This window comes from Allobosea sp. 2RAB26 (assembly GCF_052115465.1).
In the GTDB taxonomy this organism is placed as follows: domain Bacteria; phylum Pseudomonadota; class Alphaproteobacteria; order Rhizobiales; family Beijerinckiaceae; genus Allobosea.
Genome location: NZ_JBFRGS010000010.1, coordinates 95,545 through 115,624 on the forward strand (window position 1 = coordinate 95,545; position 20,080 = coordinate 115,624).

At 64.4% G+C, this 20,080-nt stretch carries 18 protein-coding genes and 1 pseudogene; 12 read left to right on the plus strand and 7 right to left on the minus strand.

What is annotated here, in order from left to right; genetic code table 11:
• Positions 1 to 79: 79 nt before the first annotated feature.
• Entirely contained in the window at positions 80 to 778 is a 699-nt protein-coding gene (locus AB4118_RS20300) for a GntR family transcriptional regulator (RefSeq protein ID WP_441476666.1), read from the minus strand.
• Between the two features lie 509 nt (positions 779 to 1,287).
• Here AB4118_RS20300 and AB4118_RS20305 point away from each other — a divergent pair.
• The 8 genes and pseudogenes from AB4118_RS20305 to AB4118_RS20340 all read left to right on the plus strand — a co-directional run bounded on the left by AB4118_RS20305 (position 1,288) and on the right by AB4118_RS20340 (position 8,943).
• The gene (locus AB4118_RS20305) at positions 1,288 to 1,614 is read left to right on the plus strand and encodes a cupin domain-containing protein (protein WP_441491451.1); all 327 of its coding nucleotides are present in this window, start codon (positions 1,288 to 1,290) and stop codon (positions 1,612 to 1,614) included.
• Entirely contained in the window at positions 1,611 to 2,843 is a 1,233-nt protein-coding gene (locus AB4118_RS20310) for an NAD(P)/FAD-dependent oxidoreductase (RefSeq protein WP_441491452.1), read from the plus strand. Before AB4118_RS20305 ends, AB4118_RS20310 begins: the two co-directional genes overlap by 4 nt.
• Before the next feature lie 538 nt (positions 2,844 to 3,381).
• Entirely contained in the window at positions 3,382 to 4,299 is a 918-nt protein-coding gene (locus AB4118_RS20315) for a branched-chain amino acid ABC transporter permease (RefSeq protein WP_113514119.1), read from the plus strand.
• Positions 4,300 to 4,302: 3 nt separating this feature from the next.
• A complete protein-coding gene (gene livM, locus AB4118_RS20320) occupies positions 4,303 to 5,685 on the plus strand; it encodes a high-affinity branched-chain amino acid ABC transporter permease LivM (RefSeq protein ID WP_113514117.1) in 1,383 nt (460 codons plus the stop codon).
• Positions 5,685 to 6,494: pseudogene (locus AB4118_RS20325) on the plus strand (ABC transporter ATP-binding protein); the annotation flags it as partial. The gene livM and the pseudogene AB4118_RS20325, both read left to right, overlap by 1 nt.
• Before the next feature lie 26 nt (positions 6,495 to 6,520).
• Positions 6,521 to 7,252: an ABC transporter ATP-binding protein gene (locus tag AB4118_RS20330; protein ID WP_441491453.1), complete on the plus strand. Its 732-nt coding sequence runs from the start codon at positions 6,521 to 6,523 to the stop codon at positions 7,250 to 7,252.
• A 71-nt stretch (positions 7,253 to 7,323) separates the two neighbouring features.
• Positions 7,324 to 7,677 carry a DUF6867 family protein gene (locus AB4118_RS20335; RefSeq protein WP_113514111.1) on the plus strand — a complete coding sequence of 118 codons (354 nt, stop codon included), beginning with the start codon at positions 7,324 to 7,326 and terminating at the stop codon, positions 7,675 to 7,677.
• A 150-nt stretch (positions 7,678 to 7,827) separates the two neighbouring features.
• Positions 7,828 to 8,943, plus strand: a complete 1,116-nt coding sequence (locus AB4118_RS20340; RefSeq protein ID WP_441491454.1) for a branched-chain amino acid ABC transporter substrate-binding protein — start codon at positions 7,828 to 7,830, stop codon at positions 8,941 to 8,943.
• Between the two features lie 77 nt (positions 8,944 to 9,020).
• Here the strand turns inward: AB4118_RS20340 and AB4118_RS20345 are convergent, their stop codons facing one another.
• The 6 genes from AB4118_RS20345 to AB4118_RS20370 form a co-directional block, all read right to left on the minus strand.
• Complete coding sequence (locus tag AB4118_RS20345) at positions 9,021 to 9,572, minus strand: RBBP9/YdeN family alpha/beta hydrolase (RefSeq protein WP_441491455.1); 552 nt, start codon at positions 9,570 to 9,572, stop codon at positions 9,021 to 9,023.
• 5 nt (positions 9,573 to 9,577) lie between these two features.
• Entirely contained in the window at positions 9,578 to 10,324 is a 747-nt protein-coding gene (locus AB4118_RS20350; RefSeq protein ID WP_441491456.1) for a metallophosphoesterase family protein, read from the minus strand.
• Between the two features lie 9 nt (positions 10,325 to 10,333).
• Complete coding sequence (gene purB / locus AB4118_RS20355; RefSeq protein WP_441491457.1) at positions 10,334 to 11,635, minus strand: adenylosuccinate lyase; 1,302 nt, start codon at positions 11,633 to 11,635, stop codon at positions 10,334 to 10,336.
• Positions 11,636 to 11,781: 146 nt separating this feature from the next.
• Complete coding sequence (gene rpe, locus AB4118_RS20360) at positions 11,782 to 12,465, minus strand: ribulose-phosphate 3-epimerase (RefSeq protein ID WP_441491458.1); 684 nt, start codon at positions 12,463 to 12,465, stop codon at positions 11,782 to 11,784.
• 53 nt (positions 12,466 to 12,518) lie between these two features.
• Complete coding sequence (locus AB4118_RS20365; RefSeq protein ID WP_441491459.1) at positions 12,519 to 13,196, minus strand: glutathione S-transferase family protein; 678 nt, start codon at positions 13,194 to 13,196, stop codon at positions 12,519 to 12,521.
• 45 nt (positions 13,197 to 13,241) lie between these two features.
• Positions 13,242 to 14,222 carry a hypothetical protein gene (locus AB4118_RS20370; protein WP_441491460.1) on the minus strand — a complete coding sequence of 327 codons (981 nt, stop codon included), beginning with the start codon at positions 14,220 to 14,222 and terminating at the stop codon, positions 13,242 to 13,244.
• Positions 14,223 to 14,485: 263 nt separating this feature from the next.
• On the opposite strand from AB4118_RS20370, the gene AB4118_RS20375 reads away from it, so the two are divergent.
• The 4 genes from AB4118_RS20375 to AB4118_RS20390 all read left to right on the plus strand — a co-directional run bounded on the left by AB4118_RS20375 (position 14,486) and on the right by AB4118_RS20390 (position 20,077).
• The gene (locus AB4118_RS20375; RefSeq protein WP_441491461.1) at positions 14,486 to 15,733 is read left to right on the plus strand and encodes an NAD(P)/FAD-dependent oxidoreductase; all 1,248 of its coding nucleotides are present in this window, start codon (positions 14,486 to 14,488) and stop codon (positions 15,731 to 15,733) included.
• A 189-nt stretch (positions 15,734 to 15,922) separates the two neighbouring features.
• Positions 15,923 to 17,065, plus strand: a complete 1,143-nt coding sequence (locus AB4118_RS20380) for a dipeptidase (RefSeq protein ID WP_441491462.1) — start codon at positions 15,923 to 15,925, stop codon at positions 17,063 to 17,065.
• 235 nt (positions 17,066 to 17,300) lie between these two features.
• Positions 17,301 to 19,184 carry a methyl-accepting chemotaxis protein gene (locus tag AB4118_RS20385; protein WP_441491463.1) on the plus strand — a complete coding sequence of 628 codons (1,884 nt, stop codon included), beginning with the start codon at positions 17,301 to 17,303 and terminating at the stop codon, positions 19,182 to 19,184.
• A gap of 83 nt (positions 19,185 to 19,267) precedes the next feature.
• Entirely contained in the window at positions 19,268 to 20,077 is an 810-nt protein-coding gene (locus AB4118_RS20390; protein WP_441491464.1) for an RNA methyltransferase, read from the plus strand.
• Positions 20,078 to 20,080 lie beyond the last annotated feature (3 nt).

Genomic DNA, 20,080 nt, shown 5'->3' on the forward strand with positions numbered 1-20,080 from the left:
CGCACAGCCGCAATGTCATGCCGTCATGGGCTCCACGGCCCTCGAAATAGATATATCAATGGCGCGCGCCCCTCAATTCTCAGTCGCGGCCGAGCGTCGCCAGCATGCCGGCGCGCAAGTGCTGCATCAGGGCATCGCTGGCTGCACTCGCCGCGGCAGGATCCTCCGTTGCCAGGGCCTGGGCGAAGGCGACATGATGCCCCGCCGCGGGCACCAGATCGTCCTCGCGCTCGAAATAGTACCAGGCGCGCCGGATCAGGGCCTGCAGCGGTTCGACGGCGCGTGTCGCATAGGGGCTGCGTGCGGCGGCGGCGACCGCCGCATCGAGCTCCTTGTCGAGCCGCATATAGGCGTTGGCATCGCCGGCCTCGGCTGCAGCGCGCATGGCGCGCGCCTTTTCGATGATGACGATGCGCTCGCGCGGACTCGCCCGCTTCGCCGCATCCGATGCGATCAGCCTCTCCAGCACCTCCCGCGCATCCAGAGCAGCCATGATGTCGATGGCGTTGATGCCGGTGACGACGACGCCCTTGCGCGGCAGGATGTCGACCAGCCCCTGCTGTGCGAGGCGGATCAGGGCCTCGCGAACCGGCGTGCGCCCGACCCCGACGAGATCGATCAACTGGGCTTCGGTCAGCACCGCGCCGGGCCTCAGGGAGAGCGTCACGATGGCCTCCTCAAGACGGCGATAGGCGGTCTCCGAGAGGCTCGTCGCAGCGCCGGGCGGAACACGCACATCCGTATCGAGAGGCAGCTGGGTTTCTTCGTTGGAACGCATGCTCATTTCGCTCCCGCGGGACGGAAGGCGAGGATTGACGCGACATCCAGCATTGATATATCACCATGACCGATACGGGCCGGCCGCAGCCGCAATGCAATCTGCAAGCGAAACGTCCTCATACGCAAGAAGCATTCTGCGATGACGAAATGCATCAGCGCCCTGCCTTCCGGACCACCAGGCTCACGCCCCACTGGCGAGCTCGACTTCGCCGAGATCGCCCCGCGCCGATCGCTTCGCGGCGCATATCGGCGTCGACGATCTCTCGCCAAATCTGGTTGCAGGGCCGAGACCGGAGCAATCCGTCGCTGGACCTATTCGCGGCTCGACGTCGCGGCGCGACTCGGCCAGAACATCAAGCTGGTCGAGGCGGCGGTGATCAACTCGCGTGATCGCCACATGTATCGCACGGGAGGGTGCGGAGCGCGCCTGCCTTGCGGCCGTCGTCAAGGCAGCGGAAGCCAAGTGGCTAGCCTGCCGAAACTCTGATCCATTCTCCGGGAGGTACCGTGGCCTTTACCTGCACGACACCCGCCGTTCCAACCGTCCAGCAGGACGACGAGACGATCCGCATCACCCGTTGGGACTTCGAGCCCGGTGCCGTGACCGGCTGGCACAGCCATGGCTGGCCCTATTTCGTCATCATGCTGTTCGACGGCACGCTGCGAATCCATGACGGGACGAAAGTCAGCGACGTTCCGCTGGCTCAGGGCCAGGCCTATATGCGCCCGGCCGGAATCCAGCATGACGTGATGAACGGCTCGGACCACCCGATCGCCTTTATCGAGATCGAGGGGAAGAAGCCGGGCGCCCTGAAGGAGCTCAGCCTTTCATGAAGATCGCGATCGTCGGAGCAGGCATTGTGGGCATCGCCACTGCGCATGCCCTGCTTGACGACGGTCACGAGGTTCTGATCATCGATAAGGAAGGGCCGGCCTTCGGCCCTTCACGCGGCAATGCCGGCTGGATCGCACACACGGACATCCTGCCGATTGCGAGCCCGAAGAACCTGCGGCAGGTGCCGAGATTCCTGGCCGATCCGCTTGGACCGCTCGCCATCCGCCCTGTCTATCTGCCAAAGCTCCTGCCCTGGCTCGTCCGCTTCATCCTGGCCGCGCGCCCAGCCGCCTATGAACGCTCGATCCAGGGCCTCGGCGCCCTGCAGCAACAGGCGTTGCCGGCCTGGCTGAAACTGGCCCAGACCACGCATCTCAGCCGCCACATTCATCGCAATGGCGGTCTCTACGCCTTCACCGACAACGCCGCCTTCGCGGAAGCTCGGCGTATTGCGCAGCGGCAGGCCGAATTTGGCATCAAGGTCGAGATGATCGGCCCTGACGTGCTTCGCCAATTCGAACCCGCCCTGAAGGACCGCTTCGTCGGAGCAGCGTTCCACCCCGAGACCGCCCATATCAGCGACCCGCTCGAACTGTCGCTCGCCCTTTTCGAGGCGGCGCTGGCGCGCGGCGCCCAATTCGAGAAGGCCGAGGTCATCAACCTCTCAATGGCCGCGCGCCCTGCCCTGATCGGCCGCGACGGCTGGCAGCGCGTGGTCGACCGCGCCGTGATCGCCGCAGGAGCCTGGTCGGGGCCGCTCGCTGCCGCTCTCGGAAACGCTGTGCCGCTCGAGACCGAGCGCGGCTACAATGTCAGCTTCCCCGGCAGCACGGGGCTGACATCCCGGCCCATCGGTTTCGAAGGGCATGGCTTCGTCATGACCCCGCTCGACAGCGGCTTGCGCATTGGCGGCGCGGTCGAGTTCGGTGGCCTCGATGCACCACCCAATCACGCGCGGACGCGGGCGCTCTATGATAAGGCCGCCAACCTCGTCGACGGCTTGCCTGCCTTCGGCAGTGGCCGTCTCTGGATGGGTTTCCGGCCGTCATTGCCGGATTCCCTACCGGTGATCGGCAAGGCAGCGCGCAACCCAAGCGTCGTGCTCGCCTTCGGACACGGCCATTACGGCATGACGCAATCTGCGGTGACCGGCGGCCTCGTCGCCGATCTGATCGCCGGTCGCCCGTCGGCGATTGATCTCGGCCATTTCAGCCCGAACCGGTTCTGAGGGGCGGCATGGCTGATCCCGACCTGATCATCCATATCAATGGTTGGCCGGGCTGCGGGAAACTGACCATCGGCCGCGAGCTGGCGAAGCGGCTGGGCGCGCCCCTCACATCCCCCGACGCACGACCATGCCGCCAAGGGCGGCAGTGCCAGGACGTTATTATACCTTCGATCGAGGGCTGGCCCCGGATGATCGACGACAGCACGATCGTCACCGACGATCGCGCCCCGCAGACCCGCGGCTGCAAGGTGACCGATCGCACCCGGCAGTCCCCGCCAACACCCTTTTTACTTGCACGAAGGAGGATGCCGCACCGCACAATAGACAATCATCTTGCGCCAAATTGGCGCTGCACTGCACAGAATTCTGCCTGTTTCGAGAGCAAGCGGTCCGAGATTGCTTTTGACAGAAATATGGCATGGGTGGATTGTCGCAGGCGCAAGCCATTGGTAGCTCTGCATAGCAATCGCATCCCGCATGCGTCGGCGTCATGCCGGCGAAGAGAACGGGAGCTGGTTCGAGGGGTTAGACGTCGTCAATGGAAGTATTCCTCCAGCAGCTCATCAACGGGCTGACCCTGGGGTCGATCTACGGCCTCATCGCCATCGGCTACACGATGGTCTTCGGAATCATCGGCATGGTGAACTTCGCCCATGGCGACGTTTTCATGCTCTCCGCGTTCATCGCGCTGATCTTCTTCATGCTGATCGCCTCCTGGTTCGGCGCCGGCCTCATCGTCCTGGCATTGATCTTCGTGCTGGTGCTGGCGATGTTCTTCACGTCGCTGTGGAACTGGACGATCGAGCGTGTTGCCTACCGGCCGCTGCGCGGTTCCTTCCGACTGGCCCCACTGATTTCGGCCATCGGCATGTCGATCTTCCTGACGAATTTCGTCCAGGTCGTGCAGGGCCCGCGCAACAAGTCGATCCCGCCAATGCTGAACAAGTCGATCACGCTGATCGACAGCGCGACCTACACGGTCCAGATCTCCTACAAGCAGATCGTCATCATCCTCACCACCGCGATCCTGCTCGCCGCCTTCTGGTTCATCGTGCAGAAGACCTCTCTGGGTCGCGCCCAGCGCGCCTGCGAACAGGACCGCAAGATGGCCGGCCTGCTCGGCATCGACGTCGACCGCACCATCTCCATCACCTTCGTGATGGGCGCAGCGCTCGCCGCCGTCGCCGGCGTGATGTACCTCGTGCTCTACGGCGTCGTGAACTTCGCCGACGGCTTCACGCCAGGCGTGAAGGCCTTCACCGCGGCGGTTCTGGGTGGCATCGGTTCCCTCCCCGGCGCCGTGATCGGCGGATTGCTGATCGGCCTGATCGAAGTGTTCTGGTCCGCCTATTTCACCATCGACTACAAGGACGTCGCCGCCTTCTGCATCCTTGCGGTGGTGCTCGTCTTCATGCCGTCCGGCATCCTCGGTCGTCCCGAAGTCGAGAAGGTCTGACGCATGGCTCCCGTCACACAGTTACCGGCCGCACGCCAACTCGACATGATGAAGGCGCTGAAGGAAGCCGCCTTCGCCGCCGTCGTCACCTTCGGCCTGTGCATCCCCATCATCGCCTGGGGCACTCGCCAGAACCTCGACAACGTCCTCGTCCTCGATCCACGTTGGGACGCCGTCGCCTGGGCTGTTGCGATCATCTTCGTCGGCCGCTTCCTGATGGCGTTGCGCCAGCAGAAGCGCGGCGAAGGCAAATCGGTGGTGCGGCTGCTGCCGCATGGCACGATCGGCTTCTTCCAGCGCCATTCGCGCCTGTTCTCGCTGGCCGGGCTCGGCTTTCTCGTCACTTTCCCGATCATTGCCATCACGCTGGCGGGCTGGGGCGGCGCGCTGAAGTGGATCGACAATTTTGGCGTCCAGATCCTGATCTACGTCATGCTCGGCTGGGGGCTGAACATCGTTGTCGGCCTCGCCGGCCTGCTCGATCTCGGATATGTCGCCTTCTACGCCGTCGGTGCCTATTCCTATGCGCTGCTCGCCAAGAATTTCGGCCTGTCCTTCTGGATCCTGCTGCCGATGTCCGGGATCCTCGCCGCCTTCTGGGGCATGCTGCTCGGCTTCCCCGTGCTCAGGTTGCGCGGCGACTATCTCGCTATCGTCACCCTCGCCTTCGGCGAGATCATTCGCCTCATCCTGATCAACTGGGTCGAGTTCTCGAACGGCTATGCCGGCATCTCGGGCATTCCGCGCCCGACCTTCTTCGGCATTCCGTTCACGGCGGCCGATGACGGCTTTGCCGCAGTGTTCGGGCTCGAATTCTCGCCGCTCTATCGCACCATCTTCCTCTACTACGTCATCCTTGGACTGGCCCTGCTCACAGCGTTCGTCACGCTCAGGCTGCGTCGCCTGCCGGTCGGACGCGCCTGGGAGGCGCTACGAGAGGACGAGATCGCCTGCCGCTCTCTCGGCATCAACACCACCAACACCAAGCTGACGGCCTTTTCGCTCGGTGCAATGTTCGGTGGCTTCGCTGGCTCATTCTTTGCTGCACGCCAGGGCTTCATCTCGCCTGAGTCTTTCGTCTTCATGGAATCGGCGATCATTCTCGCCATCGTCGTGCTCGGCGGCATGGGCTCGCTCTGGGGCGTCGCCATCGCGGCCAGCGTGATGATCGGCGGCACCGAACTCCTGCGCGAACTCGATTGGCTGAAGCAGATCTTCGGCCCCGATTTCGATCCGACCAAATACCGGATGCTGATCTTCGGCTTCGCCATGGTCGTAATCATGATCTGGAAGCCACGCGGACTGATATCGACACGCGAGCCGACAGCCTTTCTCAAGGAGAAGAAGGCGATCTCGGCCGATATGGTCCAGGAAGGCCACGGCTGATGACAACCCCTCCTCTGCTTCAGGTCGAACATCTGACGATGCGCTTCGGCGGCCTCACCGCCGTCAACGATCTTTCCTTCGAGGCACGCAAGGGCGACATCACCGCCCTGATCGGCCCCAACGGAGCCGGCAAGACCACCGTCTTCAACTGCATCACGGGCTTCTACAAACCGACCGAAGGCATGATCACGCTGACCCAGGACAGCGGCGCGAGCTTCCTGCTCGAGCGCATGCCCGACTTCCGGATTTCCTGGAAGGCCAAGGTCGCCCGCACCTTCCAGAACATTCGCCTGTTCGGCGGCATGACCGTGCTGGAGAATCTGCTTATCGCGCAGCACAACCCGCTGATGATCGCGTCGGGCTTCACCTTCCTCGGCGTGCTCGGCATCGGCGGCTACAAGGCGCGCGAGAAGGAAGCGATCGAGAAGGCCAAGTTCTGGCTGGAGAAGATCAACCTGATCGATCGCGCCGACGATCCGGCCGCCGACCTGCCCTATGGCGATCAGCGCCGCCTCGAGATCGCGCGCGCCATGTGCACCGACCCCGTGCTGCTCTGCCTGGACGAACCCGCGGCGGGCTTGAACCCGCGCGAGAGCCACGATCTCAACACGCTTCTGCTCTCGATCCGCAAGGATATCGGCACGGCCCTGCTGCTGATCGAGCATGACATGTCGGTGGTGATGCAGATTTCCGATCACGTCGTGGTGCTCGACTATGGCACCAAGATCTCCGACGGCACCCCGGCCGAGGTGCAGGCCGATCCGCGCGTGATCGCAGCCTATCTCGGCGTCGACGACGAGGAAGTCGCCAAAGTGGAAGCAGAGGTCGGACTGTGATGACGGACGCCGCGCCTCTGCTCTCCGTTCGCGGGGTCAAGACCTATTACGGCAAGATCATCGCTCTGAAGGGCGTCGATGTCGACGTGCATGAGGGTGAGATCGTGACGATGATCGGCGCCAACGGCGCCGGCAAATCGACGCTGATGATGACGATCTTCGGCAATCCGCAGGCCCGTGAAGGCACGGTGACCTATGAGGGCCGGGACATCACCAGGCTGCCGAGCCACGAGATCGCCCGGCTCGGCATCGCCCAATCGCCGGAAGGGCGCCGCATCTTCCCGCGCATGACCGTGTTCGAGAACCTGCAGATGGGCGCCGCGGTACGCGACCTCGCCCATTTCGAAGAGGATCTCGAAAAGATCTGCGAGCTCTTTCCGCGCATTCGCGAGCGCCTGCAGCAGCGCGGCGGCACACTTTCGGGCGGCGAGCAGCAGATGGTGGCGATCGCGCGCGCGCTCATGGCGCGGCCGAAGCTGCTGCTGCTCGACGAGCCGTCGCTCGGGCTGGCGCCACTGATCGTCAAGCAGATCTTCGAGGCGATCCGCGAACTCAACCGCACGCAGGGGCTGACCGTGTTCCTGGTCGAGCAGAACGCCTTCCACGCCCTGAAGCTCGCCCATCGCGGCTACGTCATGGTCAACGGCGTCATCACCATGAGCGGCACCGGCCAGGAATTGCTGGCGAACCCGCAAGTCCGGGCCGCCTATCTCGAAGGCGGGCGGCACTAGAGCCGCATGACACATCGAGGTTCAGGGCGACATGCGGTCGACATCAGGCTCAGAATCCTAGGAGCACAACGATGCAAGGCATAATCTACGAGGAGCCGACCATCTGGCTGTTCCTGCTGGTCACCGTCGTCATGGGCGGCTGGGCGGCCTGGATGACCGGGCGGGCGGTGGCGATGACCTGGCGGCCGGCATTCCAACTGGTGCTCTATATTCTCGTGCTGGGCCTCTTCGTCCGCTTCATCCATTTTGCCCTGTTCCAGGCCACTCTGCTGACCCTGCACTATTATATCATCGACACGATCGTGCTGATGGCCTTCGGCTTTGCCGGCTGGCGCTACAACCGCGCCCGGCAGATGACGACGCAATATCGCTGGCTCTATGAGCGCACCGGACCCTTCGGCTGGAAGCCCCGGGAAGGCGGCTAACCCCCTCTGAAAGAGCGAAAAACCACACCGAGCTTGCCGCGTGACAGACCGTCGAAAAAGCGCAAGACTGCATTTCACGGTGGCACCACGCGCCGAGACGGGCCGAAACTTTGGCCCGTTCATAGTGACAATACAGGGGAGTCTCATCTCATGAAGAAACTGCTGTTGGGCGGTATCGCGCTCGGCGCGGTCCTCGCCTTCTCCGGCGTGGCCAATGCTCAGATCAAGCTCGGCGTCGGCGGCCCGATCACCGGCCCGAACGCAGCCTTTGGCGCACAGCTCAAGAACGGCGTCGAACAGGCGGTGGAGGATATCAATGCGGCCGGCGGCGTGCTCGGCCAGAAGATCACCGTCTCGGTCGGCGACGACGTCTCCGATCCGAAGCAAGGCGTCTCCGTCGCCAACAAGTTCGTCGGCGACGGCGTCAAGTGGGTGGTCGGTCACTTCAACTCCGGCGTCACGATGCCGGCATCCGAAGTCTACGCCGAGAACGGCATCCTGATGATCAGCCCCTCGGCCACCAACCCGAAGGTCACCGAGCGCGGTCTCTGGAACACCTTCCGGACCTGCGGTCGCGACGACCAGCAGGGCAGCGTCGCCGCCGCCTATCTTCTGAAGAACTTCAAGGACAAGAAGATCGCCGTCGTCCACGACAAGACGACCTATGGCCAGGGCCTCGCAGACGAGACCAAGAAGGGCATCAATGCCGGCGGCGTCAAGGAAGTGCTCTATGAAGGCGTGAATGCGGGCGAGAAGGACTTCTCGGCCCTCGTCTCCAAGATCAAGGCAGCCGGTGCCGACTACCTCTACTGGGGTGGCCTGCACACCGAAGGCGGTCTGATCGTGCGCCAGATGCGCGACCAGGGCCTGAAGACCGTGCTGGTCTCCGGCGACGGCATCACAACCGACGAGTTCGCCACGATCGGCGGTCCCGGCGTTGAAGGCACGCTGATGACCTTCCCGCCGGACCCGCAGAAGCGTCCCGAGGCTGCTGCCGTCCTCAAGAAGTTCGAGGCGCGCAAGTTCAAGCCGGAAGCCTATACGCTGTACAGCTACGCCGCCGTGCAGATCATGGCCGAAGGCGCCAAGCGCGCGAACTCGACCGACCCGAAGAAGATAGCCGCCGCGCTCCATGGTGGGGAGGCCGTGAAGACCGTGATCGGCGACATCTCCTTCGACAAGAAGGGCGACATCACCCGTCCGGACTACACCGTCTACACCTGGAAGAAGGGCGCCGACGGCAAGATAACCTACGTCGAGAATTGATCTCGGCTGCTAATCGATCCTGATCCGACCAGCCCGTCCCGGAGCGATCCGGGGCGGGTTTCGTTTGGCGGGCAGTTCTACAGTGTCTTGAGGAAGGTTGCGAAGCGCAGCAGACCGTCCGGCCAGGGACCATGCCCGGATTCTGAATTGAGATGGCCGCCATCGCCGGCATCGACGAACTCGGCGCCCCAGGCCTCGGCCAGCGCCCTTGCTTCATCCTGCGCGCAGTAGGGATCGGTCGTGCTGGAGATGAGGATGGCGGGGAATGGCAGTTTCTCGCGCCGATGCGCGATGAAGTCGTGCGCCATACCGGGGATCGCCTGCTTCGCGCGCTCGGAGGCCGGCGCAACCAGGAAAGCTCCCGCGACTTCGCCGGGCTTCAGATGCTCTGCCGCATGCGCCACCGCGCTGACGCCGGCGGAATGGGCAACCAGAACCACCGGCCGCTTGGCTTCACGGACCGCGGCGACGATCCGGTTTGCCCAGGCGTCCCGGGCAGGTTTGTACCAATCGTCCTGCTCGATGCGCCGGGCGGTAGTGAGCTTGGCCTCCCAGCGGCTCTGCCAATGGTCCGCGCCGGAGCCGGACCAGCCAGGAATGATGAGGATGTCGGCGTCGGACGAGCGCATTGCAATCAATCGGGTTTCAGGACGAGGCCACGCGACAGGGCATGAGCCCAGTCGCGTCGGCCCCGGGACAGGGCAAGGTCAGCCGCAGCGGACCAGTCGTAACGTAGGGCGTGAAACGAAAAGCGCCAGCCCGCGCGGCAGCGCTCGGCAATGCCGTAGCGCGCATGCGGGCTTTCCGCCTGCATGACATGCGGAAAGGGTTTGTCATCGTCATAGGCCGGCAATCCGACGCTGCCGGGATTGAACAGGCTACGCCCGTCGGAGAGTTCCATCGCCCGTGGGATATGCGAATGGCCGCAGAGGATCAGCGTCGCATCGACATCTGCAAGGCTCGCCCGAACCTCTTCATCGGAACGAAGCGCGTGGCCATGTGGCGTTGGCCGCTCGGCCAGGTAGACGTCATCGGCGCTCGGGGTGGCATGGAACAGCGCCACATCCTCCGCGGCACGCGCCATGAACGGCAATGAGCGCAGCCAAGCGAAATGCCGCTCATCCAGTTGCTCGGCCGCGGCCCGATCCGAAAGGCCGAGAGCCTCGCGGGGCCTCTCGGCCAGATAGCGATCATGATTGCCGCGCACCGTCAGCCAGTTCCGCGCCATCAGGAAATCGGCTGTCTCGCGCGCCTGCAGCGGCCCGGACAGGCAATCGCCGAGATTGACAACGATATCGGGCCGGGTGCGCTCCAGATCCTCGGCGACCGCCTCGAGCGCAGCGAGATTGCCATGGATATCGGCGAGGACAGCAATCCGCATGGGTTCAGGCTACCCGAAGACGCGCGCGAAGATCGTGTCGACATGCTTGAAGTGATAGCCCTCGTCGAACATCGCCTCGAGCTCGGCAGCCGAGAGCTTCGCCGTCACGTCCTTGTCGGCCTTGAGATTGGTGAGAAAATCCTCGCCATGTTCCCAGGTGCGCATCGCGTTGCGTTGGACCAGCGAATAGCTCTCCTCGCGGCTGGCGCCGGCCTGCGTCAAGGCGAGCAGGACGCGCTGCGAATTATGCAGGCCGCCGAGCCGGTCGAGATTCTTGCGCATGTTCTGCGGGTAGACCAGCAGCTTGTCGACGACGCCTGTAAGCCGCGCGAGCGCGAAATCGAGCGTGACCGTGGCATCGGGGCCGATCATGCGCTCGACCGAGGAATGCGAGATATCACGCTCGTGCCAGAGCGCGACATTCTCAAGCGCCGGCGTCACCATGCCGCGAACGAGGCGCGAAAGGCCGGTCAGGTTCTCGGTCAGCACAGGATTGCGCTTGTGCGGCATCGCCGAAGAGCCCTTCTGGCCCGGCGAAAAGAACTCCTCCGCCTCATAGACCTCGGTGCGCTGGAGATGACGGATCTCGGTCGCCAGGCGCTCGACGCAGGAGGCAACGACGCCAAGCGTCGCAAAATACATGGCGTGACGGTCGCGCGGAATCACCTGTGTCGAGACCGGCTCGACGGCGAGGCCCATCTTCTCGGCGACATGGGCTTCGACCTGCGGATCGATATTGGCGAAGGTGCCGACCGCGCCGGAAATGGCGCAGGTCGCGATCTCGGAGCGGGCCGCGACCAGACGGTCCCGGCAGCGGCTGAACTCGGCATAGGCCTGCGCCAGCTTGAGGCCGAAGGTCACCGGTTCGGCATGGATGCCGTGCGAGCGGCCGATCGTCGGCGTGAATTTGTGTTCGAACGCGCGGCGCTTGATCGCGGCCAGCAGCGCGTCGACATCGGCGATCAGGATATCGGTGGCGCGTGCGAGTTGCACCGACAGCGTGGTATCGAGAATGTCCGACGAGGTCATGCCCTGGTGCACGAAACGCGCCTCGGGGCCAACGATCTCGGCCAGATGCGTCAGGAAGGCGATGACGTCATGCTTGGTGACGCGCTCGATCTCGTCGATGCGGGCGACATCGAAGACCGCGTCCCTGGCCTTGGCCCAGATCGTCGCCGCGGCCTCCTTCGGCACGACGCCGAGCTCGGCCAGCTTGTCGGTGGCATGCGCCTCGATCTCGAACCAGATCCGGAACCTCGTCTGCGGCTCCCAGATGGCGACCATCTCGGGACGGGAATAGCGCGGGATCATGGTTGGCCTTTCAGGACAGCGCGCGACGTGATTCCGGACAAGCGGCGAAGCCACGCCGATCCAGACACCATCGCAGAGCAAGGCGCACTGCAATGGGCTCCGGAGCTTCGCTTCGCTGCGCCCGGAATGACGGCGCAGTTACAAATTCAAACCCAGTCGCCGCGGGCGGCTTCCGCCGCCTGGCGGATCGCGGCGATATTGCCGGCATAGGCCGATGGCCCGCCCTTGAACACTGCCGAGCCGGCAACGAGCACGTTGGCGCCGGCTTTCGTGGCCAATGGTGCCGTTTCCGGCGTGGCGCCGCCATCGATCTCGAGTGCGATCGGACGCTCGCCGATCATGGCGCACACCCGCGCGATCTTCTCGACCACGGAATGGATGAAGCTCTGGCCGCCAAAGCCCGGATTGACGGTCATCAGCAGGATCAGGTCGACATCGTTTAGGAGCGGCTCGATGGCGCTTTCCGGCGTGCCGGGATTGAGCACGATGCCGGCCTGCTTGCCTTGCGCCTTGATGGCCTGCAGCGTCCGATGCGCGTGCGGGCCGGCCTCGACATGGAATGAGATCAGGTCAGCGCCCGCCTTGGCGAAGGCTTCGACATAGGGGTCGACCGGCGCGATCATCAGATGCACGTCGAAGAACTTTTTGGTGTGCGGACGGATCGCCTTCAGCACATCGGGACCGAAGGTGATGTTAGGCACGAAATGCCCGTCCATCACATCGCAATGGATCCAGTCGGCGCCCGCTGCATCGATCGCGCGAACCTCCTCCCCGAGCTTCGAGAAATCGGCGGAGAGGATGGAAGGGGCGATGCGCATGGGGCTGGTCATGCGCGAAGCGTTTAGCGCCCGCAGGCCAGCGCTGCAATCAAAACCGGGAGCTTTCAGCGGCGTTTGACGGGGTAGGACAGTCGCCGGTCCGCTTCCTCGACCTCCTCCACCGCCGTCGCGAAGGCCGGCCGGCTGCCCAACCGGCTGAACCAGGCTGAGAGGTCGGGATAGCGTGCAAGCGCCGGGCCGCCGAGGCGCACGGCCCAGAACACGCTCATGAACATGCCGATATCGGCCACCGAGAGGGCCTCGCCGAAATAGTCGCGACCCGCCAGCCTCTCGTTGAGCCCGCAATAGCGCTGCTCGAGCTCGGCCTCGGCGATCAGCGCATCCGTCTCCTGTGCTGCGCGCTTGTTGCGATCCGTCGTCGGCGGCTCGTTGCGGTGCATCAGCGGCCGCAGCGCGGCGAACAGGATCTCGTCGGCGAAAAGCTCGTCCAACCGCGCGCGCGCTCTGGCCGCTGGATTGCGGGGAAGGAGCGGTGGCAGGGGATAGGCCTCGTCGAGATATTCGAGAATGATGGTGGAATCGTAGAGGACGAGCCCCTCGTCATTGATCACCGGCACCTGCCGCTTCGGGTTGAGCGCCAGCACTTCGGGGTGGCGCGGATCGTAGCCAGTAACCTGGTTGAACGGCACCATGATACGCTCGAAGGCGAGGCCCTTCTCCCGCAGCGCGATCTCGACCTTGCGGGAGAACAGGCTCAGAGGCCCGGAATAGAGAGTGATCATGGCATCGCTCCTGGATTGCTGGAGCGATCGTCTCAGGCCGGATCGTCAACCCGCGTCAGCAGGCGTTTCAGCGCGCTTGATCTTCCCGGCGATGCCGCGCAGCAGCCAGGGCAGCAGATAGATCGGGAACTGCGCCAGTGCAAAATACAGGAAAGTCGTCTGCGGCACGCCGGCCCCAAGCGCAGCAACCAGCAACCCCATGTTCCGTTGACCGGTGCCATAGCCGATCATGAAGCGTTCCGAGCGTTTGAACATCCGCAAGGCGAGTGTCGTGAGCAGAAGGCCGGCGGCGGAAACCGAAAAGGCGATGGCCAGGAACAGCATGACCTGTCCGGGATTGGCCATGGCTGTCCGCGTCACGCCATCCATCGCCGCAATGGCAAAGATGAAATACATCAGCACGCCAAAGCCATCGAGATTGGCCTTCATCGCTCGGATCCGGGCTGCGCCGAGCCAGTGCCGCAGGATCGCCGCCACCACCATGCCGCCGCCGACGAACAGCACGAGACGGAGCGTCAGCGCCCAGCGATCCAGCGGCACGGCAGCCCCCGCCAGCAGCTCCACCACCACCGGGGCCACCAGCGGACTGAGCACCGTGGTCACCACCACGCCCGCGATGATCAGCGAAGGCTCGAAGCCGTAGAGGATCGCGACCGCCGGCGAAGACATGATCGGCGGTGCCGCGCCCATGATGGCAAGCCCGAGGATCAGGCCGGGATCGAGTGCCGCGCGACCGACGAGCAGGAACGCAGCGCCGATCAGCACCGCCGGGCCGAGAATGAGCCACAGGCAGGTGACGATCAGCTTGCCGGGACGGCGGATCAGCCCGGCTATGATGCTGAAATCGGCGCGCAGGAAGACGACCGTGGTGAAACAGAAGATAGTGACCGGCAGCAGCGGCCGCGCCGCCGCCGAGAACTGCGGCAGTGCCAGCCCCAGAAAGATCGAAAGTGCGAAGCCCTGCGTGCCGTAGCGGCCAAGAAGGGCAAGGCCTGCAGCGAGGAAGGCGGCGAAACGCGAGAGCATGAAGGCCTGAATCGGTGCGACAACTGCGCCACACTGGCCGATCCCGGCGCCGGCGTCACCCGCCGTTCGGGAAGACCGGTTCTGCGTGGCGCAGAATCTTGCGCGGAAGAGAACAGTTTGTAAGCGCAGCGCGCGATCCGCACCTGGTTGGCGCAAAACTTGCGAAACTTTCGCCGTTCGACCGCAAATATACACCATGCCGCTGACATCGCGGCGCAGAGCGGTATTTTGAGCGAGGCAACAGGGCTGACAGGAGCGTAAAAATGCGGACCGATACGATTGTTCTCGGCGCGGGGATCGTCGGCATCTCGGTGGCGCTGCACCTGCAGAAGGCCGGCCGTTCCGTGTTGCTGGTCGACCGGCGCGGACCAGGCGAGGAAACCAGCTATGGCAATGCCGGACTGATCCAGCGCGAAGGCGTTTATCCCTACGGCTTCCCGCATGATTTCGGCGCCTTGTTCCGCTACGCGATGAACAACACCATCGACGCGTCCTATCATTGGAACGCGATTCCCAAGCTCGCGCCCTTCCTGCTGTCCTACTGGCTGCATTCGCGCCCCTCCAAGCACGAGGCGATCGCTCACCAATACGCCACCCTGATCGAGCATTGCGTCACCGAGCATGACGCGCTCGCGACCGAAGCCGGGGCGACGCATCTGCTGCGCCGCAAGGGCTGGATGAAGGTTTTCCGCTCTGCGGCCGAGCAGGATGCAAGGCTGGCCGAGGCGACCAAGTGGAACAAGGAATTCGGGCTGAACTACCGCCCGCTCGATGTCGCGACGCTGCGAGCCGAGGAGCCCCATCTCGACCAGAGCCTCATCGGCGGCCTGCACTGGACCGACCCAGTCACGGTGATCGACCCGCTTGGCCTGTCGAAGGCGTATGTCGCTCTGTTCGAAAAGCTCGGCGGACAACTTGCGCAGGGCGATGCCGGCACGCTCGCGCAGGACGGCCAGGGTTGGAGCATCGCGCTCGCCGACGGCACCCGCGCCAGCGCGCATGACGCCGTGATCGCGCTCGGCCCCTGGGCCGATGTCCTGACCAACCGGCTCGGCTATCACCTGCCGCTCGCGGTCAAGCGCGGGTACCACATGCACTACAAGCCGCTCGGCAACGCCGTGCTGAACCACCCTGTCCTCGACACCGAGCGCGGCTACTTCCTGGCTCCGATGGTGAAGGGCATTCGGTTGACCACGGGCGCCGAGTTCGCGCTGCGCGACTCGCCAAAGACGCCGGTTCAGCTCGCTCGCGCAGAACCGATCGCCAAGACGCTGTTCCCGCTCGGCGAGCGGGTCGATGCCGAGCCCTGGCTCGGCAACCGCCCCTGCACGCCTGATATGATGCCGATCATCGGCCCGGCGCCGAAGCACCGCAATCTCTGGTTCTCGTTCGGCCATGCCCATCACGGGCTGACGCTGGCCGCAGTGACCGGGCGCATGGTTGCCGAGATGGTGACCGGCGAGAAGGTCTTCGTCGATCCTGCCCCGTTTGCACCGGCCCGTTTCACCTGAGGCGGAGATGCCGTCATTTCCGGGGGCGCTTGCCGCCGCCGGGAAGGATGCTTCGCAAGGAGACCGGGTCAGGCTCGGGCCTGACGCCGCACGCACCAGACAGCGAGCCGGCATGCGTCATCGCCCCTCGCCTCGCCTGCAAAGCCCTGCCACGATCCCCACCGTTTCGAATCCCCTCCAAGGTGCGCCATGGCCCTCGCCAAAACTCCAGTCCAGGACAATGCCTATGCCGCGGCGCTCGCTCTGCTCGAGCGCGCTCCGCTGATCGACGGCCATAACGACCTGCCCTATGTGATCCGGCTCGATGCCAAGGCGAAGGGCGATGTCGCGGCCTATGACCTGACCAAGGTCCATCCCGAGACCGACACCGACATTCCGCGCATGCAGGCGGGCAAGCTCGCGGGCCAGTTCTTCGCAGCCTATGTCCCGCCGAACCACCCGAAGCCCGCCGGCTTCGCGCTGGCCCAGATCGCGCTGATGCAGAATGTGCTGGCGAAGCATCCGAAGGTCTTCCGCCCGGGCCTCTCCGCCGCCGATGTCGAGGCTGCGAAGGCCGAGGGCAGGATCGCGCTGTTCATGACGATCGAGAACGGCTCGGCGATCGACAACGAGCTCGACGCCCTCGATGCCTATTCAGCCCTTGGCGTGCGCCTGATGACGCTCTGCCATAACGGCACGCATGACTGGTGCGATTCGGCGACCGATGCCCCGCGCCATAACGGCCTCTCCGCCTTCGGCAAGGACGTGGTCCGGCGCATGAACAGGCTCGGCATGATCGTCGACCTCGCCCATGTCTCGCCGAAGGTGATGCATGATGCGCTCGACGTCAGCAATGCGCCGCTCGTCTGGTCCCATTCGAACGCGTTCACGCTCTGCGACCACCCCCGCAACGTGCCTGACGATGTGCTCGACCGCGTCGCCGGGAACAACGGCATCGTCATGGCGACCTTCGTGCCTGACTTCATCAGCCAGGCCTCGCGCGACTGGCACCGTCCCGCCAAGGACCAGTACGGCAAGACACCGGACGGCATGGACTACAAGAAGGCCGAGGCAGAGATGGTCGCCAAATCCGGCCCGCGCCCGACGGCGACGCTGGCGCAGTATTGCGACCATCTCGACTATCTCGCCAAGCGCATCGGCTACGACCATATCGGCATTGGCTCCGACTTCTTCGGCGGCACCGCGCCGGAAGGACTGGAGGACAACTCGACCTTCCCGGCCCTGATCGCCGAATTGATTCGCCGTGGCTGGTCGGAAGAGAACCTAGAGAAGCTCGCGGGCGGCAACATGCTGCGCGTGATGCGTGCTGTGGAGGCGGCGGCGGAGCGCTGAGGCGCTCCCCTGCCGTTTCGGGGTCCCGGCGGGGCCCGAAAGGACCAAAATAGGGCGCCGGCCATGCAGTTCAGGCCGCAGGAATACTTGCGCGGCTCATGGCCGGACCCCGCCTCCAAAGGTCTCGTACAGAAAACAAACGCGTGCCGATCGATCAATTTCAGCTTTCTTAACGCCGAAATGCCACGGAGCTGCGCAGCTCCAGCTGTTGCGAGCGCTTCGAGGGCCGATCAGCATGACGTTAGGTAATATTCGTATCAGCATCAAGATCGCAGCTGCGATGCTGATTGTCGGGTTGATTGGCGTGGCCGCGACGATTCTTGGCAGCGTGCAGTTGAGCAAAGTCGACAGCACTTATTCCGAGTTGATCAATTCGCGCAGCAAGGCGACGCTTGCCACTGCCCGTTCGGCGCGCGCCGCAAATGATATTCTGGCTCAGGCCTACAAGGTCATTGCCTATCCTCGCGAGACGGATGGTGCGCGCAATGCCCAGAGCCAGTTGCAGCGCTCCTATGGTCAGGCGCTCGAACTGCTGAAGGAGGGACAGTCCCACCTTCCGGAGCGGGCCGCCGAATACGATGCCCTGACCAAGCAGGTCACCGACATCAAGGTGGGCGTCGATCGCGCGCTCTATTACGGCGCCAATGACGAAAACGAACGGGCGTTGGCCGTGATGGACGAACTCGACGGCAAGCTCACCGCGGTCGTCCGCAACATCACCGATTTCAACAACATGCTCGGAAAGGATACCGAGACGACCAGCGCAAGGTTGAGCTCGGAGACTAAGCGCACCATCGCCATTGTCATCGGCGGCAGCCTGCTTGGCCTGTTGATTGGCCTGGGTGGTGCGATGTGGATGTCGGCGAAGAGCATCACCGGCCCCTTGGCCCGGTTGAAGGGCACGATGGAGCGGCTCGCCGCCAGCGATTTCGATGCCGAGATCGAGGGCCAGACGCGTCGCGATGAAGTCGGCGAAATGGCCCGGGCCGTGCTGATTTTTAAAGAAAACGGCCTCGAGATGCGCCGGCTCGAAGCTCAGACCACCGAGCAGGAACGCCTGACCGATGCAGAGCGTCGCCGCAACGAGGCAGAGCGCCAGCGCGTCGAGGCCGAGCGGGCGATGCTCGCTCGGGAACAGCAGCATGTCGTCGGGCTGCTCGCCGCTGGCCTGGAAATGCTCGCTCAGGGCGATCTGACCTACCGCATCGACGACAATATCGCAGCCGACTATCTCAAGCTCCGCGACGACTTCAACCGCGCGGTGAACCGCCTCTCCGAGACCGTCGCGACGATCCAGACGACCTCGGTCGACGTCGCTAATGCCGCACGCGAGATCAATATGGGCGCCGACGACCTCTCGAAGCGCACCGAGGAGCAGGCCTCCTCGCTCGAGGAAACCGCCGCGACGACGGAAGAGCTCGCCGCATCCGTCAAGGCATCGGCCTTGTCGTCCCGCCAGGCCGTTCTGCTGGCCAACGAGGCGACCGAAGTTGCAGAAAAGGGCGGTGCGATCGTCACCGATGCCGTCGCCGCGATGGCGCGGATCGAGCAGGCCTCGCGCAAGATCTCGGATATCACGTCGGTGATCGACGAGATCGCCTTCCAGACGAACCTGCTTGCGCTCAACGCAGCCGTCGAGGCAGCCCGCGCCGGCGATGCCGGCAAGGGCTTTGCGGTGGTCGCCTCGGAGGTCCGCAGCCTGGCCCAGCGCTCCTCGGAAGCGGCGAAGGACATCACCTCGCTGATCAGCGAATCGGGTGTCGAGGTCGCACAAGGTGTCGGTCTGGTCCGTTCGGCCGGCGAGGCGCTCGGAAAGATTGTCGAAGCCTCGAAGAAGGTCTCCGCCACTGTCTCGGACATCTCCGCAGCCTCGGCCGAGCAGGCCAACGGCATCGATGAGATGAGCCAGACCGTCGCCCATATGGACGAGATGACCCAGCAGAACGCAGCCCTCGCCGAGGAGAGCGCCGCGTCGGCCAGCTCGCTCACCGGCCAGATCCAGCGCTTGAACGGCCTCGTCTCCAGCTTCCGGATCAAGGAAGAACGGATACCGCAGCAGCGCAGGATGGACACCAAGGTGGAGGCCGGGTTCGGCTTTGGCCTGCGCCGTAGCGCTTGACGCCGCTCTTGCCGCAGGCTGATAGGATCGGGCTTTCGAGCCCGGTCCCAGAACCGGGCGAGACCGATATCACAGAGTACCCGATGACCGGCTCAGGCACTGACCGCACCCGCCCCGCCACGCGAACCCCCGCCCCGGTCATCATTCTGGTCGAACCGCAAATGGCCGAGAACATCGGCATGTGCGCTCGCGCCATGGCGAATTTCGGCCTTTCCGAGATGCGACTCGTGGCCCCTCGCGATGGCTGGCCCGCCGGTGGAGGCCTCAAGAAGGGTGCAACCGCCGCAGCCTCCGGTGCGACCCATATCCTCGAGAATGCCCGGCTCTACCCTGACGCCGCCGCCGCGACGGCCGATCTCAATCATGTGCTCGCCACCACCGCCCGCGAACGCGGCCAGATGAAGCGCGTCTTCACGCCAGCCGAGGTGATGCCGTCCCTGGCCGAGCGTGTCGGCGGCGGCGAGCGGGTCGGCATCCTGTTCGGTCGCGAGCGCATCGGCCTGACCAATGAAGAGATCTCGCTCGCCGACGCGATCCTGACCTTTCCCGTCAACCCGGCCTTCGCCTCGCTCAATCTCGCCCAGGCCGTGCTGCTGGCCGGCTACGAGTGGTTCAAGACGACGGATGGCGAGCCGCCCTTCCGCGAGAACAACCTCTCCCCGCCCGCGACGCGTGAGACGGTGTTTTCGATGTTCGGCTATCTCGAAGGCGAACTCGAGCGCTGCGGCTTCTTCCCGCCCGGCAAGAAGCCGGTCATGACCGCCAATCTGCGCGACATCCTGCACCGTCTGGAGATGACCGAACAGGAGGCGCGCACCTTGCGCGGCGTGTTCAAATCCCTGGCGGAGGGGCCGCGGCATACGCGCCCGGTGAAAGCCCCCGAGGGCGAATAGACG